Origin of the sequence: Variovorax robiniae, assembly GCF_037889955.1 — a bacterium.
Classification (GTDB): Bacteria; Pseudomonadota; Gammaproteobacteria; order Burkholderiales; family Burkholderiaceae_C; genus Variovorax; species Variovorax robiniae.
Genome location: NZ_JBBKZS010000008.1, coordinates 205,219 through 231,694 on the forward strand (window position 1 = coordinate 205,219; position 26,476 = coordinate 231,694).

The 26,476-nt window shown below is 67.3% G+C and carries 27 protein-coding genes; 16 read left to right on the plus strand and 11 right to left on the minus strand.

The window, feature by feature from the left end:
* Positions 1–8: 8 nt before the first annotated feature.
* From WKW79_RS19875 to WKW79_RS19890, 4 genes are all read right to left on the minus strand, one after another.
* Positions 9–566, minus strand: coding sequence for an SRPBCC family protein (locus WKW79_RS19875; protein WP_340336915.1), 558 nt, complete (start codon positions 564–566; stop codon positions 9–11).
* A 5-nt stretch (positions 567–571) separates the two neighbouring features.
* Positions 572–1,981: a GTPase/DUF3482 domain-containing protein gene (locus tag WKW79_RS19880; RefSeq protein WP_340336916.1), complete on the minus strand. Its 1,410-nt coding sequence runs from the start codon at positions 1,979–1,981 to the stop codon at positions 572–574.
* On the minus strand, positions 1,978–3,357 hold the full coding sequence (locus WKW79_RS19885) for a DUF2868 domain-containing protein (RefSeq protein WP_340336917.1): 1,380 nt from the start codon (positions 3,355–3,357) through the stop codon (positions 1,978–1,980). The genes WKW79_RS19880 and WKW79_RS19885 overlap by 4 nt, the downstream gene beginning before the upstream one ends.
* 279 nt (positions 3,358–3,636) lie before the next feature.
* Entirely contained in the window at positions 3,637–5,502 is a 1,866-nt protein-coding gene (locus tag WKW79_RS19890; RefSeq protein WP_340336918.1) for an ABC transporter ATP-binding protein, read from the minus strand.
* On the opposite strand from WKW79_RS19890, the gene WKW79_RS19895 reads away from it, so the two are divergent.
* On the plus strand, positions 5,473–6,147 hold the full coding sequence (locus tag WKW79_RS19895) for a helix-turn-helix domain-containing protein (protein ID WP_340336919.1): 675 nt from the start codon (positions 5,473–5,475) through the stop codon (positions 6,145–6,147). The two genes, WKW79_RS19890 and WKW79_RS19895, sit on opposite strands and share 30 nt — an antisense overlap.
* Positions 6,140–6,853 (plus strand): nucleotidyl transferase AbiEii/AbiGii toxin family protein, encoded by a 714-nt coding sequence (locus tag WKW79_RS19900; RefSeq protein WP_340336920.1) that lies wholly within the window; start codon positions 6,140–6,142, stop codon positions 6,851–6,853. Before WKW79_RS19895 ends, WKW79_RS19900 begins: the two co-directional genes overlap by 8 nt.
* Positions 6,854–6,888: 35 nt before the next feature.
* On the opposite strand, the gene WKW79_RS19905 is transcribed toward WKW79_RS19900, so the two are convergent.
* Complete coding sequence (locus WKW79_RS19905; protein WP_340336921.1) at positions 6,889–7,827, minus strand: class I SAM-dependent methyltransferase; 939 nt, start codon at positions 7,825–7,827, stop codon at positions 6,889–6,891.
* Between the two features lie 73 nt (positions 7,828–7,900).
* Positions 7,901–8,782, minus strand: coding sequence for a LysR family transcriptional regulator (locus WKW79_RS19910; RefSeq protein WP_340336922.1), 882 nt, complete (start codon positions 8,780–8,782; stop codon positions 7,901–7,903).
* A 94-nt stretch (positions 8,783–8,876) separates the two neighbouring features.
* On the opposite strand from WKW79_RS19910, the gene WKW79_RS19915 reads away from it, so the two are divergent.
* A complete protein-coding gene (locus WKW79_RS19915; protein WP_340336923.1) occupies positions 8,877–9,710 on the plus strand; it encodes a DODA-type extradiol aromatic ring-opening family dioxygenase in 834 nt (277 codons plus the stop codon).
* Between the two features lie 43 nt (positions 9,711–9,753).
* Here the strand turns inward: WKW79_RS19915 and WKW79_RS19920 are convergent, their stop codons facing one another.
* Positions 9,754–10,650, minus strand: coding sequence for a LysR family transcriptional regulator (locus tag WKW79_RS19920; protein ID WP_340336924.1), 897 nt, complete (start codon positions 10,648–10,650; stop codon positions 9,754–9,756).
* A 172-nt stretch (positions 10,651–10,822) separates the two neighbouring features.
* Between WKW79_RS19920 and WKW79_RS19925 the strand changes: the two genes are divergently transcribed.
* Genes WKW79_RS19925 through WKW79_RS19935 form a run of 3 tightly spaced genes read left to right on the plus strand, consistent with a single transcriptional unit; the run spans position 10,823 to position 14,611 of the window.
* Positions 10,823–12,394, plus strand: coding sequence for an AMP-binding protein (locus WKW79_RS19925; protein ID WP_340336925.1), 1,572 nt, complete (start codon positions 10,823–10,825; stop codon positions 12,392–12,394).
* A 15-nt stretch (positions 12,395–12,409) separates the two neighbouring features.
* Positions 12,410–13,618 (plus strand): acyl-CoA dehydrogenase family protein, encoded by a 1,209-nt coding sequence (locus WKW79_RS19930; protein WP_340336926.1) that lies wholly within the window; start codon positions 12,410–12,412, stop codon positions 13,616–13,618.
* A gap of 21 nt (positions 13,619–13,639) precedes the next feature.
* On the plus strand, positions 13,640–14,611 hold the full coding sequence (locus WKW79_RS19935) for a tripartite tricarboxylate transporter substrate binding protein (protein WP_340336927.1): 972 nt from the start codon (positions 13,640–13,642) through the stop codon (positions 14,609–14,611).
* Between the two features lie 125 nt (positions 14,612–14,736).
* On the opposite strand, the gene WKW79_RS19940 is transcribed toward WKW79_RS19935, so the two are convergent.
* Entirely contained in the window at positions 14,737–15,156 is a 420-nt protein-coding gene (locus WKW79_RS19940) for a nuclear transport factor 2 family protein (RefSeq protein ID WP_340336928.1), read from the minus strand.
* A gap of 107 nt (positions 15,157–15,263) precedes the next feature.
* Complete coding sequence (locus WKW79_RS19945; RefSeq protein ID WP_340336929.1) at positions 15,264–16,715, minus strand: glycosyltransferase family 2 protein; 1,452 nt, start codon at positions 16,713–16,715, stop codon at positions 15,264–15,266.
* Between the two features lie 110 nt (positions 16,716–16,825).
* Between WKW79_RS19945 and WKW79_RS19950 the strand changes: the two genes are divergently transcribed.
* Positions 16,826–17,389: a cytochrome b gene (locus WKW79_RS19950; protein WP_340336930.1), complete on the plus strand. Its 564-nt coding sequence runs from the start codon at positions 16,826–16,828 to the stop codon at positions 17,387–17,389.
* Between the two features lie 27 nt (positions 17,390–17,416).
* Here WKW79_RS19950 and WKW79_RS19955 read toward each other — a convergent pair whose 3' ends face one another.
* A complete protein-coding gene (locus WKW79_RS19955) occupies positions 17,417–17,860 on the minus strand; it encodes a universal stress protein (RefSeq protein ID WP_340336931.1) in 444 nt (147 codons plus the stop codon).
* A gap of 104 nt (positions 17,861–17,964) precedes the next feature.
* On the opposite strand from WKW79_RS19955, the gene WKW79_RS19960 reads away from it, so the two are divergent.
* The 9 genes from WKW79_RS19960 (at position 17,965) to WKW79_RS20000 (ending at position 25,668) form a co-directional block, all read left to right on the plus strand.
* The gene (locus tag WKW79_RS19960; protein WP_340336932.1) at positions 17,965–20,289 is read left to right on the plus strand and encodes a heavy metal translocating P-type ATPase; all 2,325 of its coding nucleotides are present in this window, start codon (positions 17,965–17,967) and stop codon (positions 20,287–20,289) included.
* Positions 20,289–20,426, plus strand: coding sequence for a cbb3-type cytochrome oxidase assembly protein CcoS (ccoS, locus tag WKW79_RS19965; RefSeq protein ID WP_340336933.1), 138 nt, complete (start codon positions 20,289–20,291; stop codon positions 20,424–20,426). Before WKW79_RS19960 ends, ccoS begins: the two co-directional genes overlap by 1 nt.
* Before the next feature lie 69 nt (positions 20,427–20,495).
* Positions 20,496–21,935 carry a cytochrome-c oxidase, cbb3-type subunit I gene (gene ccoN, locus WKW79_RS19970; RefSeq protein WP_340336934.1) on the plus strand — a complete coding sequence of 480 codons (1,440 nt, stop codon included), beginning with the start codon at positions 20,496–20,498 and terminating at the stop codon, positions 21,933–21,935.
* A 9-nt stretch (positions 21,936–21,944) separates the two neighbouring features.
* Positions 21,945–22,574, plus strand: a complete 630-nt coding sequence (gene ccoO, locus WKW79_RS19975) for a cytochrome-c oxidase, cbb3-type subunit II (RefSeq protein ID WP_340336935.1) — start codon at positions 21,945–21,947, stop codon at positions 22,572–22,574.
* Between the two features lie 13 nt (positions 22,575–22,587).
* Positions 22,588–22,725 carry a cbb3-type cytochrome oxidase subunit 3 gene (locus WKW79_RS19980; protein WP_340336936.1) on the plus strand — a complete coding sequence of 46 codons (138 nt, stop codon included), beginning with the start codon at positions 22,588–22,590 and terminating at the stop codon, positions 22,723–22,725.
* 12 nt (positions 22,726–22,737) lie between these two features.
* On the plus strand, positions 22,738–23,664 hold the full coding sequence (gene ccoP, locus WKW79_RS19985) for a cytochrome-c oxidase, cbb3-type subunit III (protein WP_340336937.1): 927 nt from the start codon (positions 22,738–22,740) through the stop codon (positions 23,662–23,664).
* 17 nt (positions 23,665–23,681) lie between these two features.
* Entirely contained in the window at positions 23,682–25,109 is a 1,428-nt protein-coding gene (ccoG, locus tag WKW79_RS19990; protein ID WP_340336938.1) for a cytochrome c oxidase accessory protein CcoG, read from the plus strand.
* Between the two features lie 17 nt (positions 25,110–25,126).
* On the plus strand, positions 25,127–25,405 hold the full coding sequence (locus tag WKW79_RS19995) for a FixH family protein (protein WP_340336939.1): 279 nt from the start codon (positions 25,127–25,129) through the stop codon (positions 25,403–25,405).
* Complete coding sequence (locus tag WKW79_RS20000; protein WP_340336940.1) at positions 25,402–25,668, plus strand: hypothetical protein; 267 nt, start codon at positions 25,402–25,404, stop codon at positions 25,666–25,668. The genes WKW79_RS19995 and WKW79_RS20000 overlap by 4 nt, the downstream gene beginning before the upstream one ends.
* On the opposite strand, the gene fnr is transcribed toward WKW79_RS20000, so the two are convergent.
* Positions 25,649–26,368, minus strand: a complete 720-nt coding sequence (gene fnr / locus WKW79_RS20005) for a fumarate/nitrate reduction transcriptional regulator Fnr (protein WP_340336941.1) — start codon at positions 26,366–26,368, stop codon at positions 25,649–25,651. The genes WKW79_RS20000 and fnr overlap by 20 nt on opposite strands.
* Between the last annotated feature and the right edge of the window lie 108 nt (positions 26,369–26,476).

The window sequence follows — 26,476 nt, forward strand, 5'->3', positions numbered from 1 at the left end:
AGTTGATTTCAGTCGGTGATTCGTTGGTCGTATTCGGCCGCGGCCTTGTCCAGGTGCGACCAGAAGGGGCGCGGGATGCGGCCGTCCAGCACGTCGAGCAGCACGCCCAGATGCGCATGCCAGCCGGCGGCCACGTCTCGCATTTCTGCCGCGTTGGCCAGGCCGCTGTGTGTCAGGCGCAGCGAGGTCTGCTTGTCGCCTTGCGACGCGAGTTCGAATCTCGCTTCGGACGGCGGCGAATCGGTGCCGCCGCCCCAGGCCAGTACCAGCAGATGCGGTCCCTCGTATTGCAGCACGCGCGAAGCTTGCGTCACCGGGACGCGAAATTGCCTGAAGCGCTCGGGCGCCTGTTCGCCGCTGAGCGCGGTGTGGTCGAACAACAGATCGAAGGCATCGCCAGGCTGCGCGCCCATGGCGCCGCCGGCCAGCCAATGGGCGCGCAACTCCGGCTCGACCAGGTGGGCCCACGCACGGTCGATGCCCACGGGCAACAGGCGTTCGAAGCGCAGCGTGCCGGGTGCGGTCACGTCGCCAAGGTCTTCCTTCATCACGGTGTGCTCCTTCATCAAGCTCAAGCGCGGTCGATGGCCGGACGCACGGCGCGCGCCACCTCGTCGACCAGTTCCCGGCGTTCCGTGGGGGCGAACCAGTGCGTGGTGAGGCCGGCTTCCCAGTCGGGGTGGCCGCGCGCCGGCTCGGCCGCTTCGACGATGGCTTCGAGGCGATGCCCGATGAAGGGCTCGGCCTGCGGGTCGGCGGAGGCGGCGATGCGACCGGTGGCGGCGTGGCCGCGCTGCTCGAGCGCATGGACCAATGCGAGCAGCCAGGCCACGAGCACCTGCAGCACGCGGTCTTCCACGGTCAGTTCCTGCACGTCGTTCATCAGGTTGATCAGCTTGCGGCCCATCGGGCCGAAGCCCTGCGACAGCGCGCCACCGATGGTCGCGCCGAGGGCCGTGGCCGCGCCCAGCGACAGGCCGGCCAATGCCATGTCCGCCACCACGCCGACGGCCGCGCCAACCGCCGCGCCCTTGCCCAGGCGCACGCCGGCATCCTTCATCGCCTCGGCGCTGAAGAAGTCCATGCTCCAGCGGCCAGCGAGTTGGGGCAGCGGCGCCTCGTCGGCATCGCCTTCGCGGAAGCCGTAGAGCGCCAACAGGTCGTCGGCGCAGCGCTGGGCCTTGGTGGAGACGGTGGCCTGGAGGTCGGCGATGAGTTTCTGCCGGCGCACGGTGTCGTTGAATTCGTCGGACGGCACGGTGCGGCGCAAGGCGCTCACGTCGACCACCAGTTCCGCGATGCGCGCCGCGGCGGCGCTGCGGCGTTCGGTGGTCTCGGCCGCCAGCGAGGCGACGATGCGGGTCAGTTGTTCACGCCGGTCGCGCAGCAACGTGCCCAAGTCTTCGTAGAGCGCGCGTTCGGCGCCGACGAAGGGCGCGGCGGCGTCGAAGCGCACCACGGCATGCAGGCCATAGGCGGAGAGCAGTTCGCGCCAGGCGGGCTCGCGGCTGGCGTCGCTGCGCACGAAGTTCAGCACCGGCAGCACCGGCCGGGCGCAGGAGTTCAGCAACTCGATCTCGGCACGGAACTTGGGCAGTACCGGCTCGCGCACGTCGATCACGAGGAAGGCCGCGTCCACATCGAGCATGGCGCGCAGCACCTTGGCCTCCTGCTCGAAGGCGCCATGCGCCTCCGGGCCTTGCAGGAAGGCGCGGATGCGATCGGGCGGGGTCGCCGCGCTGGCGGCGAAGGCCGTGAGGTGCTCGCGCAGGCTCACCGCATCTTCCAGGCCCGGCGTGTCGAGGAACGTGACGGCCGCGCGGCCGGCCACTTCGAGCGCGATCTTCTCGACATGGCGCGTGGTGCCGGGGCGCTCCGACACTTCGCCGAAATGGATGCGGCGCGTGAGCGTGCGCAGCAGCGAGGTCTTGCCGGCGTTGGTGTGGCCGACGACGGCGATGCGGATGCTGGTGTCGTTCATGGACTCGCCAGTGTCGCCGCAAGGTCGTCACAGGCCTTGATGCGGTCCAGGCCCACGTCGCCGAGCCAGCGCCGCCAGCGCCCGCGTGCCGCTTCGTCGCCACTCATCAGCCACAGGCGGCATTCACCGCAGTGGGTGAGCAATTCGCGCAGCAATCGTTCGGTGCCACGGTCGGGGCTCGATGCGGCGTGGCAGGCCATCAGCAAGGTGCGCGGGCGCAGCCGGCCGATGGTGGCGAGTACGGCATGACGTTGGCCGGCGCTGCCGTCGACATGCAGCACCGGCGCGATGGAGGGCGGAAGTCCGGCGGGCGGCCATGGCGTTTCTTCCGGCAACTCGAAACCGACAAGCACCTGCTTGTCGCTGGTCTCTCCGGCACCCAGCCCGACAGGCGACTGGCCCCGCACGAAGCCCGGGTCGCCATCGACGATGCTGGCCGGCGCCATCGCCTCCAGGCGCGCGAGCAGCTTGACGTAGTACGGTTGCGCGAGGTCGGGCCGCAGGTGACGCTTGCGGCGCTGCCACACCAGCGCGCTCACGACCGCGAAGAAGATGCGCGGCAGCAGCCCATAGGTCACGATGCAGCCGGTGAGCCACAAGGCCCAATCGCGCTGCTCGGCCGGGCCGGCGATGGGCGCCAGAACGGTGGATGCGTCCGGCACCGGAAAGCCCAGCAGGCCTGGCGCCCAGCCCAGCCACTTCACGCCGTTGACGAAGAAGCCGGGCTCGAGGATCGTCGTTTCCCAACTCAGCGTATAGCTCCGAAAGGCCAGCGCGAAGAGCAGGGCGCCCAGCACTGCCGCGAAGGACAGCGCCCAGATGCAATGGCTCACGAAGCCGAAGGCCCACGGCACCAGCCGCGCTCGCCCGAGCAACTGCGTGGCCGCGCGCAACAGAACGGGCGCCTGGCCGCGCTTGCCGCCCGCGACGCGTGCGGTCAACGCCATCCACAGCCATCCGAGAGAGGTGTTGAAAGAGGTCAGCGGGAGCACCAGCCCCGCAAGCCAGAGCAGCAGCGTCAGCAGGTGCACGCCCAGCAGGCTCACCAGCGCGACCATGATGTTGATGCGGCGCTCGCTGCCGCCGACGACATTGCCGGCCAGGGACAGTCCAGCCATCACAACCAGTATCACCAGTCCCAAGCCGACCCAAGGCGCCCAGTGCCATGCACGCAGCAGTTCGGCCTGGAGCCCGATGCGCTCGCCGAGGACGTTGGCGCGGTGCGTGATGCGGGATGTGCTTGATGCCTTGGCGAGGGTCGCCTCGCGCATGGCCGCGGCGTCGTCGAGCGGCCCGGTCTGCTCGATGAGCTGCACCGCCTCGGTGACCACCGCGTCCTTCAACAGCCAATCGGTTTCGCGCAGTGCGGTGTTCAATAGCGTCCCTCGGGCAACAGCTTGTCAGAGCGCTGAAATTATGCCCGTCGATGCGCCATGGAAAAGGGCTGCCAAGGCAGCCCGTTGAATGCCGCCTTGATGGCGGGGTCTCGTCCGGTCAGCGCATGCCGAAGAAGGAAAGCACTGCAACCACGACAACGACCAGCCCGACGATATAGATGATGGAATTCACGGAGGACTCCTCTGTTTAAGGTGTTTCCAGTATTGGACCCAGGGCAGGGCAAGGCTGTCGGCGGGCGTGGTCGCGTGGTGTAGGAATCAGGCCGCTTCCGCTGCCTCCTCCTCGTCCAGTTCGCCCAGGAAACCGCCGCTCTGGTGCGCCCACAGCCGCGCGTAGAGCCCGCCTTGTGCCAGCAGCGTCTTGTGGTCGCCTTGCTCGACGATGCGGCCTTCGTCGAGCACGATGAGCCGGTCCATCGCCGCGATGGTGGAGAGCCGGTGCGCGATCGCGATCACGGTCTTGCCTTCCATGAGCCGATAGAGGCTGGCCTGGATCGCGGCCTCGACCTCCGAGTCCAGCGCGCTGGTGGCCTCGTCGAGCAGCAGGATGGGCGCGTCCTTCAGCATCACGCGCGCGATGGCGATGCGTTGCCGCTGGCCGCCGGAGAGCTTCACGCCGCGCTCGCCCACATGGGCGTCGTAGCCGTGCCGGCCGCTGGCATCGCTCAGTGTCTGGATGAAGTCGTGCGCCTCGGCACGCTGCGCCGCTGCGCGGACGGCCGCGGCGCTCGCATCGGGCCGGCCGTAGGAAATGTTGTCGGCCACCGAGCGGTGCATCAGCGAAGTGTCCTGCGTCACCATGCCGATGTGCGCGCGCAGCGAATCCTGCGTGACATGCGCGATGTCCTGCCCGTCGATCAGGATGCGCCCGCCCTGCAGGTCATGGAAGCGCAGCAGCAGGTTGACCAGCGTGGACTTGCCGGCGCCGGAGCGGCCGACCAGGCCGATCTTCTCGCCGGGCGCCACGACCAGGTTCATGTCGTCGATCACGTTGCGGCCCTTTTCCGCGGGCGTGCCGTAGCGGAACACGGCATGGTCGAAGCGCACCTCGCCGCGCGGCACGTCGAGCGCGACGGCATCGGGCGCATCGAGCACGCTGCGCGGCCGCGAGAGCGTCTTCATGCCGTCCTGCACGGTGCCGATGTTCTCGAACAGGCTGGTCATCTCCCACATGATCCAGTGCGACATGCCTTGCAGGCGCAAGGCCATCGCGGTCGACGCCGCGACCGCGCCGATGCCCACGCTTCCCTGCGACCACAGCCACAGGCCGGTGCCAGCCATCGCCGCTGTCAGGCCCATGCTCAGGATGTGGTTGCTGATCTCGAAGGCGCTCACCAGCCGCATCTGGCCGTAGCCGGTCACGATGAAGTCCTGCATCGCGGAGCGCGCGAAGCCGGCCTCGCGGTGCGTGTGCGAGAACAGCTTGACGGTGGCGATGTTGGTATAGGCGTCGGTCACACGGCCGGTCATCATCGCGCGCGCATCGGCCTGCGCCTTGCCGATCTGGCCGAGCCGGGGCACGAAGAACCAGAGCTGCACCACGTACAGCAGCAGCCACGCGATGAAGGGCAGCATCAGTTGCCGGTCGAGCACGGCCGCCAGCACGATCAGCGTGGCGACGTACACCGCCATCGCCACCAGCACGTCGGCCAGCACAAAGATGGTGTCGCGCACGGCCAGCGCGGTCTGCATGACCTTGGCCGTGATGCGGCCGGCGAATTCGTCCTGGTAGAAGGCCATGCTCTGGCCGAGCATGAGACGGTGGAAGTTCCAGCGCAGGCGCATCGGCAGGTTCACCGCCAGCGTCTGGTGCTTGACGATGGTCTGCAGCGCCACCACGCCGATGCTCGCGATGAGCGCAAAGCCCAGCCACATCAGCGTGACGCCGCGCTCCTGCCACAGCCGCGCCGGATCCTGCCCGCCGAGCCAGTCGACGATGCGGCCGAGCATGGCGAAGAGCAAGGCCTCGAAGGAGGACATGGCCGCTGTGAGCAGGGCCATCGCGAGGATCTTGCCGCGCACGCCCTCCGTGCAGGCCCAGACGAAGGCGAAGAAGCCGGAAGGCGGCAGCGTCGGCTCGGAGGGCGGGTAGGGGTGGAGGAGTTTTTCGAAAAGGCGGAACAAGGGGAGTCGGCTCCTGGGTGCGACACGGCTGTCGTGCGGGACGTGATTTTGAGCCCTGCACGGAACCTTGGCTTTTGCAAGGCATTGGCACAAGAGATGTTTCTCATTATGTTCAATAATCGAAAATCGAATAAAATGAGAAACGTCATGCCCGCCAAAGCTCCCATGCCGAAAGCAGATGCTGCCGATGTCCTCGGCGCGTTGGGGGCGCGCATCCGCCAGCGGCGCAAAGACCTTCGCGTCAGCGCCATCACGGCCTCCGAAGCGGCTGGTTTGTCCCGCGTGACCTTGCATCGCATCGAATGCGGCGAGCCCTCGGTCACCATGGGTGCGTATGCCAATGCGATGGCCGCGCTGGGCATGAAGATTCACGTAGTCAACGGCGGCGATGGGGCGCAGGAAGTGGCGGTTGATCCCGCAGCGGTGCGCGCGAGGAAAGTCCGGCGCATCCAGCTTGCCGACTATCCGCAGTTGAAGCAGTTGGCTTGGCATGTTCCGGGCGCCACCGAGTTGACGCCTGGAGAAGCATTGGGCTTGTACGAGCGCAACTGGCGGCACGTCGATTCGTCACAGTTGCAGGCCAGCGAGCGCGCCTTGATCGATGCGCTGGTCCGCACGGTGGGCAAGGGGAAGTTGCTTGTTTGAGCGCCCGCACCACGCCCGCGTCGCCGCAGTACTGGCGTCGCTCGATGGTCCTTTGCTGTTGGCAAACGGCTGCCTGTTCGGTGGCGGCACCGCCATGGCGTTGCGCTATGGCGAATATCGCGAGTCGGTGGACATCGACTTCCTCGTCTCCGAGATCGAGGGCTATCGCGCGCTGCGGCAGCGCCTCACCGGCAAGGACGGGCTTGCCGGCATCACACGCAAGGGCGCTTCGCTGAACCAGTTGCGGGAGGTGCGTGCGGACCAGTACGGCATTCGCACGGCTGTCGGTATCGACGGCGCTGCCATCAAGTTCGAGATCATCCTGGAGGCGCGCATCGCATTGACGCCACCCGGCCCTGACGACATGCTATGCGGCGTGGCGACCTTGTCTCCGCTCGACATGGCGACGAGCAAGCTGCTCGCCAACTCCGACCGATGGGCGGACGACGCGGTCTTCAGCCGCGACCTGATCGACCTCGCGATGATGCAGCCGGGTGCGAAGTTGCTGAAGCTGGCGCGGGAGAAAGCGATGAACGCATACGGCAGCAGCATCGACACCGACCTGGCGCGAGCGATCCTGAAGCTTCTTGCTCGCGAAGGCCGGCTGGAGCGCTGCATGCAGATGATGCAGATGACCGTGCCGCCCGCGCTGTTGCGCCAGCGCATCAAGCGGCTGATGCCGAAGGCCGCTACCGCGCGTCCATGAAGCAACGCGGCTTCCCTTGCCTCACCGGGGCCTGTTCAGCCCGGTGCCGAAGGGGCCCCACCAACAACCCGCGCATGCGCGATGTGCGCCGCCCCGCTGGAGCGCAGGCCGTTGACACCGTCCTTGTCGTACCGCGCCGTCGTCTGGTCGCCACTCAGGTCTTCCAGCAGGACCAGGCCGCATTCTCGAAGCTCATCCGCGAGCGTTGCCGGGTCGAAGCCTGACAGGAATGCCTCGCCGATCGACGCGACGGACGCCCGCAGCCTCTCGAACGATTCGCTGCCCGCGAACGCGGGCGAGAAGACCGCGCTGTCCACATAGGTGAAGACCAGCTCGCTGCCGGCCGCCGCACACGAGGCGATCGCGCGCAGCGTCGCGAGGTTGGCCTCGCGCGGGAGGTACATCGTGACACCGAGCCACGAGAAGAAGCTGGGACGGCCGGGGTCGAACGACGATCTCGCCAGCGCCGCGTCGAGGCTTTCGCTCGCCAGGTCCGCGGCGATGAAGTGCAGGTTGTCGGGTGCGGAGATGCCGGTCTCGGCCAGCCGCCGCCGCTTCATGCCTTGTGTGGCGGGATGGTCGATCTCGAAGATCGCCAAGCCTTCTGCATAGGCGAGTTGGCGCAGCGCAAAGCTGTCGAAGCCCGCACCGACGATGACATATTGGTCGATTCCGTTGCGAATCGCCGCCGCCAGCGCGTCCTCCGAATAGCGCGACCTGAGGATGACGTCCGCGTAGGCCGCATTGGCGCGCAGCCCGATGTCCAGCGCCGCATCGCCCAGCGCTTCAACCTTGGCGCGCGCTTCCGGTTCCATGCGTGCCAGGGCCGCCTGGAGAAAAGCCGATCGCACGGTGTCCGGAACAAGACGGTCTGCCCAGCGGTCGTCGAGCAAGGGCTTGGGTGCCGTGCGCGAATGCACGGCACGCATCATGGAAGTGGCAAGGGCCGTGCGGCTGGGGTCGGCGGGATTCAATGCAATGTCCTCGAGTGGCAATGAGGCCGCGCAGTGTCGATTTCCTTCGCCCTTTTGTACAGAGCCTGGGACATCACGACAAGCGCTCCGCAAGAAAGTCGATGAAGCTGCGCAGCTTGGGCGCCATGTATTGCCGGCTCGTGTACACCGCGAAAAGGGTCACCGCCGGTGCGGTGAAGTCGGGCACCAGGCGCGTGAGCAGCCCTTGCGCGAGGTCGTCATCGACCAGCCATTCGGGCAGGAAGGCCATGCCCATGCCGGCGCGCACCGCGTACAGGCTCAGCGTGGTGTCGTCGGAGCGCATCACTGGCGCCAAGCGCAACGGCGCCTGCCGACCGCCCGCGGCCTTGAGCGACAGCCCTTCGATGTTGACGTAGCTCGGCACGATGGCGCCGAGCCGCGCAAGGTCCGCGGGCACGGCGGGCGTGCCGACGCGCTTGACCAGCGCCGTCGCGGCCACCAGGTGGAACTGCACCTTGCACAGCGGCCTGGCAATCAGCGCCGGCGAAGGCTCATGGGTGGCGCGCAACGCCAGGTCGTAGCCGTCCGCCGCGAGATCGACCTTGCGGTTCTCCAGGTGCATGTCGACCAGCACATCCGGGCAGCGCTCGCGGTATTCGGCCAGCAGGCGGGCGAAGCGCGGCGTGGCGCACCAGACCGGCGCGCTGACTTTGAGCTGGCCGCGCGGTATTTCGTCGCGCTGGCCGATCGAGGCTTGCGCCGCGTCCAGCAGGTCCAGCGCCTGGCTGCTCTGCGCATACCAGGTGGTGCCGGCTTCCGTCAGGCTCAGGTGTCGGCTCGATCGGTTCAGCAGGCGTGCGCCGAGCGTCTTCTCCAATTGCGCCACATGCTTGCTGGCCATGGGCGCGGAGATGGCCAGGCGCTCCGCCGCCGCGGCAAAGCTGCCCGCGTCGACAACCTCGCGGAAGACGCGCAGGCTGGTCAGGCGGTCCATCGATGGTTTCCTGTCGAGAAATGAATCATTGAATCCGTGGCTCTCGAATTCTGCAAGGGAAATCACTACATTCGATGAAACGGAGATTCACGACATGACCACCCCCACCACGAATTCGCGCCTGCCCACCTACTTCATCTCGCATGGCGGCGGCCCCTGGCCCTGGATGAAGAAGGAGATGGGCAACGCCTACACCCGGCTCGAGGCCTCGCTGGCCGACATGCCGCGGCAGATCGGCCGCAAGCCGCGCGCCATCCTCATGGTGTCGGCGCACTGGGAGGAGCCGGCTTTCACGGTGCAGGCGAATCCGAAGCCGCCGATGATCTATGACTACGGCGGCTTTCCCGCCCACACCTACCAGGTCCACTACGACGCGCCGGGTGCGCCGGACCTGGCGTTGCGCGTGAAGCAGTTGATCGAAGGCGCGGGGCTGCCGGCCGCTATCGACGCCGAACGCGGCTTCGACCATGGGGCCTTCTCGCCGATGGCGGCGATCTATCCGGATGCGGAGGTGCCGATGGTGCAACTGTCGCTGCGTCGCGGCCTCGACCCGGCCGAGCACGTCGCGCTCGGTCGTGCGCTGGCGCCACTGCGCGACGAGGACGTGCTCATCATCGGCAGCGGGCTGAGCTATCACAACCTGCGCAACTTCGGGCCGCAGGCGCATGGCGTGTCGAAGGCTTTCGACGACTGGCTCGAAGAGGCCGTGGTGGAGGGCGCACCGGCCAAGCGTGCGGAACAACTCGCCAATTGGGCCACAGCGCCGTCGGCCCGCGCGGCGCATCCGCGCGAGGAGCATCTGATTCCGCTCATGGTTGCCGTCGGCGCGGCCGAAGCGGAGGAGGGTGTGCGCGTGTACCACGAGGACGCCTTCATGGGCGGCCTGGTGGTGTCGAGCTACCGGTTCGGGGCGGCGGCGAACGCTTGAGGTTTTCAGCCTGCACGATGACCCGCTTGCAGTCAGGCAACCGTCACTGGGCCCCCTCTTTCAGGATTTCAAGAAAGCGCAGCGCCAGCGGCGAAAGCACGTGATTCTTGCGCGTGACCGCGCCGATGGCCCGCGTGAAGCGGGCCTCCGCGAAGGGTAGCGGCGCGAAGCCCTCACCACTCGGGCCTGCCAGGTTGGCTTCGCTCATGAGCGCCACCAGATCGCTGTGCGCAAGCAGCCGGCTCAGCGGCGCGGCCGTGTTGCTCACCTCGACCGCAACCCGCGGAGGCGGAAGACCGGCCTCCACCAACCTTGCCTCGACCCCGCGGCGGGCAGCCACGTCGGGACCGGGCAGCATCCACTGCGCGTCCGCCAGATCTTGCAAGCGCACACGTCGGCGTGACAGCAGAGGGTGGCCTTCGCGCACGACCATGCAGAGGTCGTCCTTCATGAGCGTCAGCGCCTGCAGGTCATCGGGCAAGGTGCGCGGGATCGCGTTGATGCTGAGGTCCAGGTCGCCCAGACGCAGCGCGGCAAGCAGCGTGTCGTTCAGATTGATCATCAGGCGCAGCCGTGCGGCGGGGCGCTGCTGGTGCAACTGCAGGAAGGCCGGCACCAACAAGCGATCCGCGTAGAGCGGTGACACGCCCACGCGCAACGTGCCCATCGCGCCCAGGTGCAGGTCCGCGGCTTCCTTTATGGCATCGCCCAGGCTCGCGCGCAGCGTCTGCGTCCGTTGGCGGAACTGATCGGCCACCGGCGTGAGCGTCATGCCGCGCGCGCCTCGCTCGAACAGTGGAAAGCCCAGCTCCTTCTCCAGCCGCTGCAGGCCCTTGGTCAGCGCGGGCTGTGACAGACCCAAGGCCGCGGCAGCGCGGCGCACTTGCCCGTGCCGGGCCACGGCCAGGAAGTAATCGATGTCGTCCAGCCGCAGGGCCATGGCGCTACTCCGTGAGGCTTCCCGTCGCACACGGGCATGGCCGCTGCGATAACGCGGCGTTATCGGAGAGCGGCGATTGATTATCCGCAGGAAGGGCACCGCTTCCTAGACTTCCGCATCACTTCAGGAGACAACCGATGAACCACAGCCCTTGCAGATCGGAGCGCCAGTCATGAACCTCGGCATGTATCTCGCGCGCGGCGCCCGCCAGTGGGCGGAGCGTCCCGCCGTACTGTTCCGCGACGGCGCGCTCACTTACCGTGATCTTGAACTGCGCTCCAACCGGCTCGCCCACGCCCTCAAGGCGCTGGGCCTGCGGCGCGGCGACCGCGTGGCCGTGGTGTCGCCCAATCGGCCGGAAATCGTGGAACTGGAATGCGCGCTCTACAAGGCCGGCCTCGTGAAGGTCGCACTCAACTCGCGGCTTGCGCCGCAGGAACTGGCGGACGCGCTCGCCAACGCCGAGCCTGTGGCCTGCCTTGCCGGACCCGAACACCGGCGCATGGTCGAAGAGGCTTCCGCCAGCCTGCCGTGCCTGGCGCACCGGATTGCCTTCGAGCCCGGACCCGCGAACGAAGAAGGCGGCTGGCTTTCGTATGAAGACCTCCTGGCCGGCTCGCCCGATAAGCACCTGCACGAGGAGATGCGGCCGGAAGAGTTGGCCGTACTGCACTACACCTCCGGTTCAACCGGCAAGCTCAAAGCCGCCATGCAGACGGTTGGCAACCGCTACGCCTCGCTGCGCAAGAACGTCATGGGCCGCATGCACGCCACAGCGGGCGACGTGCTCATGCTGTCCGGCCCGATCACGCACGCCAGCGGCATGTTCATCCAGCCGATGCTGTTCCAGGGTGCAACCATCCTGTTGATGGAGGGCTTTCGCCCCGCCGAGTACCTCGAGGCCATCGAGAAGCACCGTGTCACCATGGCTTTCCTGGTCCCCGCCATGATCTACGCGCTGCTGGCCGAGCCGAGCCTTCGCTCGCGCGACCTGTCCAGCCTGCGCCTGCTGAGCTATGGCGCGGCCCCAATGTCGCCGGCACGCATTCGCGAGGCCTGGGCTGCCTTCGGCCCCGTGCTGGCGCAAGGCTACGGCGCTGGCGAGACCACGGGCGGTGTGGTAGGCCTTGGCATCGCCGACCATGCGGCGGCCATCGAGGGCGGCAGGGACGCGCTGCTGTCGGCGTGCGGGCGTCCGATCTGCGAGTCGGATGTCCAGGTGCTGGACGATGCTGGCCAGCCCGTCAACGGCGATGCCATCGGCGAGATCTGCGTGCGCGGCCCCGACGTCTTCGCCGGCTACTGGCGCGCGCCCGAGCAGACCGCACAGGCGCTGGATGCCGACGGATGGCTGCGGACCGGCGACCTCGCGCGCATGGACGCGCAGGGCTACATCTACATCGTCGACCGCAAGAAGGAGATGCTGGTCTCCGGCGGCTTCAACGTCTACCCGAGCGAGATCGAGTCGGTGCTGGCCCAGCATCCTGCGATCTACGAGGTCTGTGTCGTCGGTGTGCCCGACGACCGCTGGGGCGAGACGGTCAAGGCGGTCGTCGTCCTGCGAGAAGGCGCCCGGGTGGATGACGGCGAGATCATGGACTTCTGCCGCGGCCGGCTGGCGGACTTCAAGCGGCCGCGCTCGGTCGACTTCGTGCCGCACCTGCCGAAGAACGGCAACGGCAAGCTCTCGCGCAAGGACGTGCGTGAACACTATTGGCGTGGCCGCGAGCGGCGCGTGAACTGAGGAGCCCGCATGGACATGAACACCACCCACCTGGCCCTGCGGATGCCGCTGCCGCCTTTCGAAGGCTCCGACGCCGCGCGAGATTTCATCGCCCGACTCGACGCCTTTCTACGCGAAGAGTTGCAGCCGCTCGCCGCCGAGCACCACATCACCTCCGAGAACGGCGCGCCACGCGAACTGCTGGAGCGGGTGTGGAAGCGTTCGCGCGACCTCGGCTTCTACGGCATGACGCTGCCCAAGGCACTGGGCGGCGCCGGCTTCGACATCGTCGACCACGTGCTGATCAAGGAGTTCATCTACGCCAGCGGCTCCCCCTTCGCACCGCACATCCTCGGTGAGCTGACGGGACCGCCGCGCGTGGGCGCGCTGGCCAGGCAGGCGACGCCGGATCAAATGGAGCGCTTCATCCTGCCGGTGGCACGCGCCGAGAAGGCAATCTGCTTCGCGATCACCGAGCCCGAGGCAGGATCGGATGCCGGCGCATTGCAGACGCGCGCCGTGCGCGACGGTGACAGCTTCGTGCTGAACGGAACCAAGCGCTTCATTTCGGGCTCTCCTTTCTGCGACTTCGCAGTGATCATCTGCTCGACCAGCGAAGATCCGGCGGTACGCGAGGCCACCGCCTTCTTCGTCGAGCGCGATCGCGAAGGCTTTCGCGTCGATGCAGGCTACAAGACCATGGCGGGCCAGTCCCACACCGGCAACATCGTCCTGACCGACTGCCGCATTCCGGCCACCAACCAGATCGGCGAGCGTGGCCGCGGACTGGCACTGGCCCTGGGACGCATCACCGTCAACCGCCTCCTGCACTGCCCTGCAATGCTCGGGCTGGCCCGGTTGGCATTGGAGGATTCGCTCGCGCATGCCACCAGGCGGCGCCAGTTCGGGCAGCCCATCGGCGCCTTCCAGGCGGTGCAGCACCTGCTGGCCGACATGGCGACCGAACTTGCCGCCGCGCGCGCACTCATGCTCAGCGTGGCGCGCAGCCTGGATGCAGGCGGCGAGGCGCGTGCCGATGCCTCGATGGCGAAGCTGTTCTGCTCGGAGACCGCCTTTCGCATCGCCGATCGTGCCGTGCAGGTGCATGGCGGTGAAGGCATCGTGCAGGGAAGCCGCGTCGAATTCCTCTTCCGGCTGCTGCGCATGTACCGCGTGCTGACCGGCACCAGCGAAATCCAGCGCAACACCATTGCCCGCGAGCTGCTCGGCCAGGCAGTGCGCTGAACAACAAATCAGGAGACAAGCATGCAGACACTCACGCGACGCGGCCTGTTGCTGGCCGCCGCCGGCCTCGCACTGCACAGTGCGGCGCTGGCACAAGAGTACCCGGCGCGACCGATCAAATGGGTCGTGCCCTACCTCGCCGGCACAGCCCCCGACATCACCGTGCGCATCACCGCCGAGGCGATGTCGCGAATCCTCAAGCAGCCGGTGGTGGTCGAAAACAAGGGCGGCGCGGCTGGCAACCTGGGTGCGCAACTCGCGGCCCGCGCGCCGGCCGATGGCTACACATGGGTCTACTCCGCCACGCCCATGGCCACCAACATGCGCATGTACCGCAAGCCCGGCTATGACGTGATGAAGGACTTCATCCATGTGGGCGGGATCACGCGCTCCGACGTGGTGCTGGTGGTGGCGGCGGATTCCGGCATCCGCGACGCCAAGGATCTTGTCGAGCGCATGCGGCAGCAGCCCGGAAAGTTGTCCTATGCATCCGGCGGCGTGGGTACCCCGGCGCACATGGGCGCGGAGCTCATCCTCAAGACGACCGGGACACAGGCGCTTCACGTACCGTACAAGGGCGCATCGGAATCGGCGAATGCCGTGCTGGGCAAGCAGGTGGATTTCGCGCTCACGATCAGTTCGGTGTCGCTGCCCCACATTGCCGGCGGCAAGCTGAAGGCGCTGGCGGTGACGGCGCCTACGCGCAATCCGCGACTGCCCGAAGTTCCCACGCTTGCGGAAGCGGGCATACCCGGTGTGACCCTGGTGTCCTATGGCGGCCTCTCATTGCCGGCGGGCACGCCGTCACCCATCGTGCAACGCGTTTCCGACGCGCTGCAGAAGGCGCTGGTCGACCCCGCGGTCCGTGCGAAGCTCGAAGCCAACGGCGCCGCCGTCGTGGCCAGCAAGTCCGAGGAGTACGCGCAAAGCCTCGAATCGGAGATTGCGCTGACAGAGAAGATGATGAAGGTCACCAACGTCACGGCGCAGTGAGTTGCGCTGCGTCGGGCGGCTCCAGAAGTGCATGACGGCCGCGTCGTCGCCGATTGCGCGGCTGAAGTGCGCCGGCCACATCTTCGGGGCCATGCATTGGCAGCATGCGGATGCTTGCGTGCGCTTCAAGTCGTTGCCGCGATCGCCTGGGCCGTGTCGTAGAACTCCATGAAATCGACGAGCTTGCCATCCCGCATCCGCAGCACATCGGCCTTCGGCGAATCCACGACCTTGCCGGTCTTGCGGTGCCTCCAGCGGCACGCGCCCAGCATTACGACCCGGTCCCCTTGCGCAATGAACTCATTGGCGTCGTAGCCCAGCATCTCCCACTGGCTCCCCATTTCCTCGAAGTACTTCTGCACCAGGGGCTTGCCGCTGCATTCGCGCGTGAACTCCGAGCCTGCCGCGCCGCCACCGAGCGAACGCCAGTGAACGTCGTCCGCCATCAACTTCATCCAATAGTCCGAACTCTCGGCCCGGGATTCGTGCCAGAGGCGATAGCCTTCGCGGAGGATCTCCACGTTGCGTTCTTCTTCAGCGGTCATGTTGGTCTCCTCGCGTTGAAGCGGCAGATGATGCCGGCGAGGGGCGGCGCGTCAATCGGCCATCGGGCCGGGGTCTCAGGAATGTGACGGAACGACGTCCTCGCGGCTCAGGCCTCGCTGTCTTCGTCGCGTGCGCCCAGGCCGGCGCGCGATTGCCGACCCCATGAACGGTTGCCGCTCAAGAACACCCACCACCCCATCGCCGCCCCCGTGTGCCGCAGGATCTGGAAGCTGAAGGGCTCGACCAGCGCGGCCATGAAGGCCTGGAACAGCCCGGCCTCGCCATGCTTGCCGATCCAGCGCCGATAGAGGAACACCGACCACAGGTGAAAGGCCAGGTCCAGCACGATCTTCGCGCCGATCACGCCGGCCACGGGCGCCAGCACGCCGAGGTTTCCGCGCACCATGTAGACCAGCAGCAGGAAGAACGCGGCCAGGCCGTACAGCGGTTGCAGCGTGTCGATCGCCTTCACCGGCAGCATCAGCGTGCCGAGCCATCCGTAGCGCCGGTCGCCCACCATCGCGCGGTACAGGTACTGCGTCTGCAGGAAGCCGCCGAACCAGCGCCGTCGCTGGCGCAGGAAGGCCGGCACGCTGCTCGGCGCATCGGTGTGCGCCTGCGCATCGCCGAGCACGCGCACGCGCCACGGCAGGCCATGGGCTTGCGCGTAGCGGTGCAGGCGGTGGATGAGTTCGTAGTCCTCGACCAGGCAATCGGGGTCGAAGCCGCCGACGGCACGCACGGCATCGAGCCGGAAGCCGGCGAAGGCGCCGGAGATGAGCAGCAGGCCGTTGAGCCGCATCCACGCATAGCGCGAGAGGAAGTTGCGGATGTATTCGTAGGTCTGGAACCACTGGAAGCAGCGCCCGCCCAGGCTGCGGCTGCAGACCGGCGTGATGACGCCGGTGGCCGCGACCAGGGAGGGTTCTTCCGAGAAGGCGCGGCGCACCGCGGCGATGGCCTTGTCGTCGAGCAGCGTGTCGCCGTCGACGGTGAGCACGGTGTCGGTGCGGATGCAGAGCATCGCCGCGTTCAGCGCGCGGGCCTTGCCGCCGTGGGGCAGGCGCAGCCAATACAGCGACGGATACAACGCGCTGGCCGTGCTGATCTCGCCGAGCGCGGGCGCGATGAGGCCGTAGCGGGTCTGCAGAAGTTCGGCGGTGCCGTCGGTGGAGCCGTCGTCGGCGATCACGATCTGGTCGGGCGCATCGGTCTGCGCGAGCAGGGCGCCGAGTGTGACAGGCAGCACGGCGGCCTCGTTGTGCGACGCGACGATCACGCCGACCGTGCAGGGCGGCGCGCTCATCGCGACCCGGGTTTTCGCGCGGAGGATGGGCAGGGTGGCCCAGGCGGTGAACAGCAGCAAGGCCGTGTCATAGGCCACATAGGCCACGCCGACCGACCAGCTCCACACGCCGCCGGCCATGAAGGCCATGCTGAACAGGCCGATCCACAGCAGCAGCACGCCGCTGTGGATCAGCACGCTGAGTGCGGGCGTGGGAGGTGGCGTGAGCCTCGGGGAGGCCGCTGCAAATGCGCGCTGGAGGGAGTCTTTCAAAAGCGGATCCGATGACTTCAAGTGGGTACGCAAGCCGCAAGGACTTGGTTTCAGCGACCGCGCAACCCGGGACAATGCTGACAGACTCCGCCCACCCCGAAAAATTCCGCATGCCCTCCATTCCCGACAAATACACGAAGCCGGCCATCATCCTGCACTGGCTGGTGGCCGCGCTGATGGTGGTGAACGTCATCCTGGGCCTGACCGCCGAAAGCCTGCGCGACGAGTGGGTGCGCCCGGCCATCGACACGCACAAGTCGATCGGCATCACCGTCCTGGGGCTCGCCATCCTGCGCGTGCTCTGGCGCGCCACGCACAAGCCCCCGCCGATGCCCGGCACCTATGGGCGGCTGGAGCGCCTGGCCGCGCATGCGGCGCACGGCGTGCTGTACCTGCTGATGTTCATGCTGCCGCTATCAGGCTGGATGCACGACTCGGCCTGGAAGGATGCGGCGACGCATCCGATGCAGTACTTCGGCCTGTTCGAATGGCCGCGCATCGGCTGGATCATGGCCATCGAACCGGTGGCGAAGGAGCGGCTGCATGACCTGTTCGGCCTGGCGCACATGTGGATCGGCAACGTGCTGTACGTGATGTTCGCGCTGCATGTGCTCGGTGCCCTGAAGCACCAGTTCCTCGACCGTGAAAGGGAACTGCAGCGCATGCTGCCGTGACGAGCTTCGCGCCCGTCGCGGCGGGGTCTAGCGAAGCACGAGCACCGGCAGCGCCGAATGCGTCAGCACATGCTGCGTCTCGCTGCCGAGCAGCAGCCGCTTGATGCCCTTGCGGCCGTGCGAGGCCATCACGATCAGGTCGCACTTGTACTTCTTCGCCGCTGCGATCAGCGCTTCGGCCACGCTGTCCGAACTCGGCGCGGTGGTCTTGATCCGCACGCCCGCCGCCCTGGCGAGTTCGCTGATCGATTCCAGCTTGCCCTGGGCCTTTTCCGCCCATTCGCCTTCGATGCGCGCGATGTCATCCGGCGAGAAGGCCATCGCCCCCTCGAAATAGTTCTTCGGATAGCGGGGCACGACGGTGACGGCCACCAACTCGGCCTCGTTCCCGGCCGCAAGGGAAATGGCGCTGTGGACCGCCTTCTTCGAAAGTGTCGAGCCGTCGGTGGCGACGAGGATGCGCTTGAACATGATCGGGTGCTCCTGGTGTTGATGGAGCAAGCCTAGGCATCCGGTTACGCGGAGGGTTGACACAGATCAAGGTGGTGCCGCATGGATGCGCCTAGCCTCGCAGGATGCAAGCTGCCGCCATTTCGTTCGAAACCACCGGACCCGACGGATTCCCCGCGGCCCGGGCGCGCGAAGTGGAGGCGGTGCTGGACGATCCTGCCGAATGGCCGGCGTACAGCCGGCTGCTGGGCGGCGATCCGGTCGAGGGGCGCTGGGAGTCGCATGTGGTGGTCGACGGCGTGCGTTGTGCCGGGTGCGCGGCGGCCGTCGAGGCCGCCCTGGCGCGAGTGCCGGGGCTGGTCAGTGCCGAGGTCAATGCGGCGACCCGGCGCGCACGCATCGTGTGGTCGGCCGCGCAGGTGCGGCCCTCGACCTGGTTCCGTGCCGGCGAGGTCGCGGGTTACCGCTTCGTGCCCGCGGGCGACACCTTCGTGCGCGAACGGCGCCTGCGCGAGGGGCGGCTCGCGCTGTGGCGCTGGCTGGTGGCCGGCCTTTGCATGATGCAGGTGATGATGTACGCGTACCCCGCGTACGTCGCGCGGCCGGGCGACATGTCTCTCGATGCGGCGCAACTGTTGCGATGGGCGTCGTGGGTGCTGACCCTCCCGGTGCTGCTGTTCTCGTGCAAACCTTTCTTCGCCGCGGCGTTGCGCGACATGAAGGGATTGCGCATCGGCATGGACCTGCCTGTGGCGCTCGGCATCGCCATCACCTTCGCCGTGAGCAGCGCCGCAACCTTCGACCCGTCGGGCCCCTTGGGTGGCGAGGTGTACTTCGACTCGCTCACGATGTTCGTGTTCTTCCTGCTCACCGGCCGCTGGCTCGAGACGCGCCTGCGCGGGCGCACCGCGGGTGCGCTGGAGGCGCTGATGAACCGCCAGCCCGACAGTGCCGAGCGGCTGACCATCACCGGCGCCTTCGAGACCGTGGCCGTGCGGCGCCTGCTGCCCGGCGACGTGGTCCGTGTGCGGCCCGGGGAGCGCTTTCCGGCCGATGGCGTGATCAGCCTCGGCAGCACCACGGCTGACGAGGCGCTGCTCACCGGTGAATCGCATCCGGTCGTGCGCGGCCTGGGAGAGCGCGTGCTGGCCGGCAGCCACAACCTGTCGTCGACGGTGCAGGTGCGCGTGGAGTCGGTGGGGCAGGGCACGCGTTTCGCGCAGATCGTGGCGCTGATGGAAAGCGCCTCGCTGCACAAGCCCCGGCTGGCCGCGATGGCCGATCGCGCGGCGCGGCCGTTCCTGCTGTTCGTCCTGTGCGCGGCGGTGGCGACCGGTGCCTTCTGGTGGCCGGTGGACCATGGCAAGGCGCTGATGGCCGCCGTGGCGGTGCTGGTCGTCACGTGTCCGTGCGCGCTCTCGCTGGCCACGCCGGCGGCGATGCTGGCCAGCGCGGGCATGCTGGCCCGGCGCGGCGTGCTGGTGCGCAATCTCCAGGGCCTGGAAGGCCTGGCGGGCGCAGACACCGTGGTGTTCGACAAGACGGGCACGCTGACCCTGGACACCCCGCGCATCGGGCGCATCGCTTGTCGCCAGGGCTGGCGGGTCGCCGAGGTGCTGGATTGCGCCGCCGCGATGGCGGTCCAGTCGCTGCATCCCGCCGCGCGCGCGATCGTCGAGGCATGGAATGCCACGCCGCACCCGGCGTCGCCGTGGCAGGTCTCGCAAGCATTCGAGCAGGTGGGCATGGGCGTGGACGCCTGGATGACCGATCAAGGGAGCGACGCGGGCCCGTGCCGCATGTGGCTGGGCTCCGCTTCGTTCTGCGGCGTGCCGCCGCTGGGCGAGCATGCGTCCCAGGTCCACCTGGCCGACGCGCAAGGATGGCTGGCCAGCTTTGTCCTCGAGGAGAACGTGCGGACTGATGCGAACGCGGCGATCGATGCACTGCGCTCGCAGGGGGTGTCCGTCCACCTGCTGTCCGGTGACCGTGCCGCGGCGGCGAGCGCCGTCGCACAGCGCGTCGGCATCGAGAGCGTGCAGGGCGACTGCACGCCTGAAGCCAAGCTGGCTTTCATGAAGGCCTTGCAGGAGCAGGAGCACGGCGTCGCGATGGTGGGCGACGGCCTGAACGACGGCCCGGTGCTGGCCCGCGCCAACGCCTCCTTCGCCTTCGGCAATGCCGTGCCGCTGGCCCAGGCACGGGCCGATTTCATCGTGATGGGCGGGGAGCTCGAGGCCATTCCCGCGGCCCGCGCGCAGGCGAAGCGGACGATGCGCGTGGTCCGCCAGAACCTGTGGTGGGCCGCGGGCTACAACGCGCTGTGCGTGCCGCTGGCGGCGGCCGGCATGCTGCCCGCATGGCTGGCCGGCCTGGGCATGGCCGCCAGCTCGCTCGTGGTCGTGCTCAATGCGGCGCGCCTGGCGCGCCACGGCGAAGGAGGGGCTTGATGGACATCCTGTTCCTGCTCATCCCGCTCTCGGTCGTGCTGGTACTGCTGATCCTGGTCGGCCTCTGGTGGGCCGTGGACCGTGGCCAGTTCGAGGACGTCGAGGCCGAGGGCCAGCGAATCCTGCACAACGATTGATCTGCATCAAGGGGGCGCGCGAGGCAGCCCCGGACACTGCGTGAGTTCACACAAGAAGAGGGGTCCACGATGGAACACAACAACCCGCCCGCCGCGGTCTACAGCGATACCGTGGTGACGCAATTCGCCCTGATGTCCGTGGTGTGGGGCGTCGTCGGCATGCTGGTCGGCGTGGTCATCGCCGCGCAACTGGCATGGCCGGACCTCAACCTCGGCATTCCGTGGCTGAGCTATGGACGCCTGCGGCCGTTGCACACCAACGCGGTGATCTTCGCCTTCGGCGGCTGCGCCCTGATGGCGACCAGCTTCCATGTGGTGCAGCGCACCTGCCAGGTCCGGCTGTTCGCACCGAAGCTGGCGTCCTTCGTGTTCTGGGGCTGGCAGGCAGTGATCGTCGCCGCGGCCATCAGCCTGCCGATGGGCTTCACGCGCGGCAAGGAATACGCCGAGCTGGAGTGGCCCATCACCCTCCTCATCGCCGTGGTGTGGGTGGCCTATGCCATCGTGTTCTTCGGCACCATCGGCATGCGCAAGGTTCGCCACATCTACGTGGCCAACTGGTTCTACGGTGCCTTCATCATCGCGGTGGCGCTGCTGCACATCGTCAACGGCATGACGATGCCCGCGACCTGGATGAAGAGCTACTCGATGTATGCCGGCGTGCAGGACGCGATGGTGCAGTGGTGGTACGGCCACAACGCGGTGGGCTTCTTCCTCACGGCGGGCTTCCTCGGGATGATGTACTACTACATCCCCAAGCAGGCCGACCGGCCGGTGTATTCGTACCGGCTGTCGATCGTGCACTTCTGGGCGCTGATCTTCACCTACATGTGGGCGGGGCCGCACCACCTGCACTACACCGCCTTGCCCGACTGGACGCAGTCGCTGGGCATGGTGTTCTCGCTGATCCTGCTGGCGCCGAGCTGGGGCGGCATGATCAACGGCGTCATGACGCTGTCGGGTGCCTGGGACAAGCTGCGCACCGACCCGATCCTGCGCTTCCTAATCGTCGCGCTGTCCTTCTACGGCATCGCCACTTTCGAAGGGCCGATGATGTCGATCAAGTCCGTCAATGCACTCAGCCACTACACCGACTGGGGCATCGCCCACGTGCACGGCGGCGCGCTGGGCTGGGTCGGCTTCATCACGATGGGCGCGCTGTACTACCTGATCCCGCGCATGTACGGCCGCACCGAGATGTACAGCGTGAAGGCGATCGAGGCGCATTTCTGGATCGCCACCATCGGCGTGGTGCTCTACATCGCCGCGATGTGGATCGCCGGGGTCATGCAGGGAATGATGTGGCGCTCCATCAATACGGACGGCACGCTGACCTACACCTTCGTCGAGGGCGTGAAGGCGACCTTTCCGTTCTACGTGGTGCGCCTGCTCGGCGGCCTGCTGTACCTGGGCGGCATGCTGGTCATGGCCTGGAACGTCTGGATGACGGCCATCACGGGCATCTCCGCCCGCGCGCAGATCCCGCCGCTCGCACCGGCTCACGCTTGAGGCAACGCCATGTCTTCCAATTCGAACCCAGCCACCGGTTTCACCCATGAGAAGGTGGAGACCAACAACCTCCTGATGATCGTGCTGATCCTGCTGGTCGTCGCCATCGGCGGCGCGGTGGAGATCGTGCCGCTGTTCTTCCAGAAGTCGACCACCGAGCCGATCCAGGGGCTCAAGCCCTACACGGCGCTGCAACTGGCGGGACGCGACGTCTACCTGCGCGAAGGCTGCTACGGCTGCCACTCGCAGATGATTCGCCCCTTCCGCTCGGAGACGCTGCGCTACGGGCACTACTCGGTGGCCGGTGAGTTCGTCTACGACCATCCCTTCCAGTGGGGCAGCAAGCGCACCGGGCCCGACCTGCACCGGGTCGGCGGCAAGTACAGCGACGAGTGGCACCGCATCCACCTGAACCAGCCACGTGACCTGGTGCCGGAGTCGAACATGCCGGCCTATCCGTGGCTGGAGAAGAACCTGGTCGATGCGCAATCGCTGCCCGCTCACATGCGCGCACTGCGCCGGGTCGGCGTGCCGTACACGGACGCGGAGATCGCCGCGGCCGCGAAGGAGGTCGAGGGCAAGACCGAGATGGATGCGACGGTCGCCTACCTGCAATCCCTGGGCCTTGCGCTCAAGTGAAGGAGCAAGAACCATGGACCTCACCACCTTGCGCATCGCTGCCACCGTCGCCTGCTTCCTCGTCTTCATCGGCATCCTGGCCTGGGCCTTTTCGCGCCGCAACACGGAGCGATTCGAAGAAGCCGCACGCCTGCCCTTCGAGCAGGACTGAAGGAGGCATGCCATGAGCGACTTCATCAACAACTTCTGGGCCAACTACGTGGCCGCGGCCTCCGTGGTGAGCATCCTCGCCTGCGCCTTGCTGCTGTGGCTGACCGCGCGCAAGCGCGTGGTGTCCAGCGACGACAACACCACCGGCCATGTGTGGGACGTGGACCTGCGCGAGGCCAACAACCCGCTGCCGCTGTGGTGGGTGGGCCTGTTCGTCATCACCATCGTCTTCGGCCTGGTCTACCTCGCGTTCTACCCGGGGCTGGGCGCCTACGACGGCAAGTTCGGCTGGAGCGCTTCCGGGCAGTACCAGGCCGAGGTCGCGCAGGCCGACAAGGAACTGGCGCCGGTCTATGCGGCCTACACGGCGATGCCGGTGGAAGCGATTGCCGGCGAAGCACGTGCCATGGCTATCGGCGAGCGCATCTTCATGAACAACTGCGCGCTGTGCCACGGCTCCGACGCGCGCGGCAGCAAGGGATTCCCGAACCTCACCGACACCGACTGGCTGTACGGCGGCACGCCCGACAAGATCATCGAAACCATCACCAAGGGCCGCGTCGGCGTCATGCCGCCACTTGGCGCGGCGGTGGGCGGGGCGGACGACGTACGCAACCTGGCGCAGTACGTGTTGAGCCTTTCGGGCAGTTCGACCGATTCGGTGCGCGCGGCGCTCGGCAAGTCCAAGTTCACGGCCTGCGCCGCGTGCCACGGCATCGGCGGTGTCGGCAACCAGGCGCTCGGCGCACCCGCGCTCAATGACAAGGTATGGCTGCATGGCTTTGGCCAGGAAGCGATCATCGCGATGATCAACGGCGGCAAGCACAACGTGATGCCGGCACAGGAAGGCCGGCTGACCGAGGCGCAGATCAAGGTCGTCGCGTCCTATGTCTGGGGCCTGTCGAACAAGGCGCAGCCTGCCGCCAAGGCCTCGAACTGACGCCCGGCAATCCTGTCATGTCTCGCGACGCGGAGTCCCGCAAGATCATTCCGATTGCCCCCGCGGCGGCGGAGTCGACCGCGCTGTACGAGGCGTCGAAGAAGATCTATCCGCGCAGCGTGCGCGGCAGGTTCGCGCGCTGGCGCTGGGCGATGGTGTTCGCGACCCAGCTTTTCTTCTACGTCATGCCGTGGACGCAATGGGGCGGGCGCCAGACGCTGCTGTTCGACCTGGCGGCGCGGCGCTTCTACATCTTCGGTCTGGTGCTCTATCCGCAGGACCTGATCTACCTGGCCGGGCTGCTGGTGCTGTCGGCGATGGCGCTGTTCCTGTTCACGGCCGTGGCGGGCCGGCTGTGGTGCGGCTACACCTGCCCGCAGACGGTCTACACGGAGATCTTCATGTGGATCGAGCAGAAGATCGAGGGCAATCGCATCGCGCGCATGCGCCTCGATGGCGAACCCTTCTCGCTCGAGAAGCTGGTGAAGAAGTGGTTCAAGCACCTCGTCTGGCTGATCATTGCGATGTGGACCGGCTTCACCTTCGTCGGCTACTTCACGCCGATCCGCGAGCTGGGCATGGAGTTCCTGCAAACGCGCATGGATTCGTGGGAGGTGTTCTGGGTCATCTTCTACGGCCTGGCGACCTATGGCAACGCTGGCTTCATGCGCGAGCAGGTCTGCAAGTACATGTGCCCTTATGCCCGGTTCCAGAGCGCGATGTTCGACCGCGATACCTTGATCGTGAGCTATGACAGCGCCCGTGGCGAGCCGCGCGGCGTGCGGGCCAAGGGCAAGGACGGCCGGGAGCTCGGCCTGGGCGACTGCATCGATTGCTCGCTGTGCGTGCAGGTGTGCCCGACCGGCATCGACATCCGGCAGGGACTGCAATACGAATGCATCGGCTGCGGCCTGTGCGTCGATGGCTGCAACACCGTCATGGACCGCATGAACCTGCCGCGCGGCTTGATCCGCTATGCGACCGAAAACGGGCTGGCCAAGGGCTGGTCGTCCGCGCAGATCCTGCGGCGCGTGTTCAGGCCGCGGGTGCTGGTGTATTCCTGCGTGCTGGTGGCGCTGGGCATCGGCCTGCTGGCGAGCCTCGTCCTGCGGATGCCGCTGAAGGTGGATGTGGTGCGCGACAGGGGCTCGCTCGCGCGCATCGTGGAAGGTGGCGAGTTCGAGAACGTCTACCGCTTGCAGATCATGAACGCCACGGAGTCGCCGCAGGTCTATCGCATCGCGGTCAGCGGACTGGATGGCTTGCACGTGGCCTCCGCCGCGGAGGCCGAGGTCGGACCGGCCGAGTCGCGCTGGGTGGCGGTGCGGCTGCAACTGCCGGGCGACAAGGCACCACCGGGCTCGCACACGGTGCACTTCGAGGTGGGCACGGCGGATGGCCGTGCGCATGTCTCGGAGAAGGCAGTCTTCCTGGTGCCGAGATGATGAAGAAAGGACAAGCCATGCCAGCCAGCAACCCCCAGACTTCGCTGCCCTGGTGGCGCTTTCCGCTCATGTGGCTGGTGGTCGGCCTGCCGGCGACCGTGGTCGTCGCCGGGCTGTACACCGCGTGGATCGCGATGCACGGCACCGACAGCGTGGTCGAGGAGGACTACTACCGCAAGGGCATCGAGATCAATCGCACGCTCGCCGACAAGAGCCTGCTGCCGGCGCAGAAAGGGCGCAACCATGCGATGACGCCAGCCGAGGACGTGCCCGCGCATGGGAGCGCAAAGCAGTGAGCGCGCGCAGGTGGATCGCGATCCTTTGGCCGGCCTTCCTCGTGGCGAGCCTGATCGAACTGGTCGTGTTCGCGCTGGTCGATCCGTCCGACTTGCGCTGGGGCAGGGAAGGGCTGGGCTATACGCGGCAGGCCGTCTACACCGCCAGCTTCTTCTTGTTCTGGGTAATGTCGGCGGCCGCCTGCGCGCTCGCGGTGGCACTGACGGTGGAGCCGCCCGAGGGCGATGCGCCGCCGGAGCGTTTCAACGCCCGGGCGGATTGACGATGCGTTGCAAGGCCTGCGCATCGAGGATGCGAAGGTTGCGTTGCTGCACGTCGACGATGCCGTCCTCGCTGAACTTCGACAGCGTGCGGCTGATGGTCTCCAGCTTGAGCCCGAGGTAGCTGCCGATCTCCTCGCGCGTCATGCGCAGGATCACCTCCGAGCGCGAGAAGCCGCGCGCATGCAGCCGCTGGACCAGGTTCAGCAGGAAGGCGGCCATGCGTTCCTCGGCCCGCATGCTGCCGAGCAGCAGCAGGACGCCGTTCTCGCGCACGATCTCGCGGCTCATCACCTGGTGCACGTGGCGTTGCAGTGCCGGCACCTCGCGCGACAGGGCCTCTACGCGTTCGAAGGGAATGATGCAAACCTCCGAGTCCTCCAGCGCCACGGCATCGCAGTTGTGGCGCGCGTTGACGATGCCGTCGAGCCCCATGATCTCGCCGGCCATCTGGAAGCCGGTGACCTGGTCGCGGCCGTCGTCGCTGGCCACGCGGGTCTTGAAGACGCCGGTGCGGATGGCATAGAGCGAGGTGAACTTGTCGCCGTTGTGGAACAGCGTCTCGCGCCGGCGCAGCTTGCGCCGCGTCTTGACCAGGCCGTCGATGCGGCGGAGATCTTCGGGCTGCAGGCCCGCGGGCATGCACAGTTCCCGGAGGTTGCAGTTGGAGCAGGCGACCTGGATGGTAGGTGGGATGGTCATGGGCAGCATTCGTCGTTTGCGCCGGATTCTGCTGAGTGCTACCTGGGGTGGTGTTGACGCAGGTCAACACGCGTGACGACCTTCGAGGGCACATTGAATTTCCCTCTT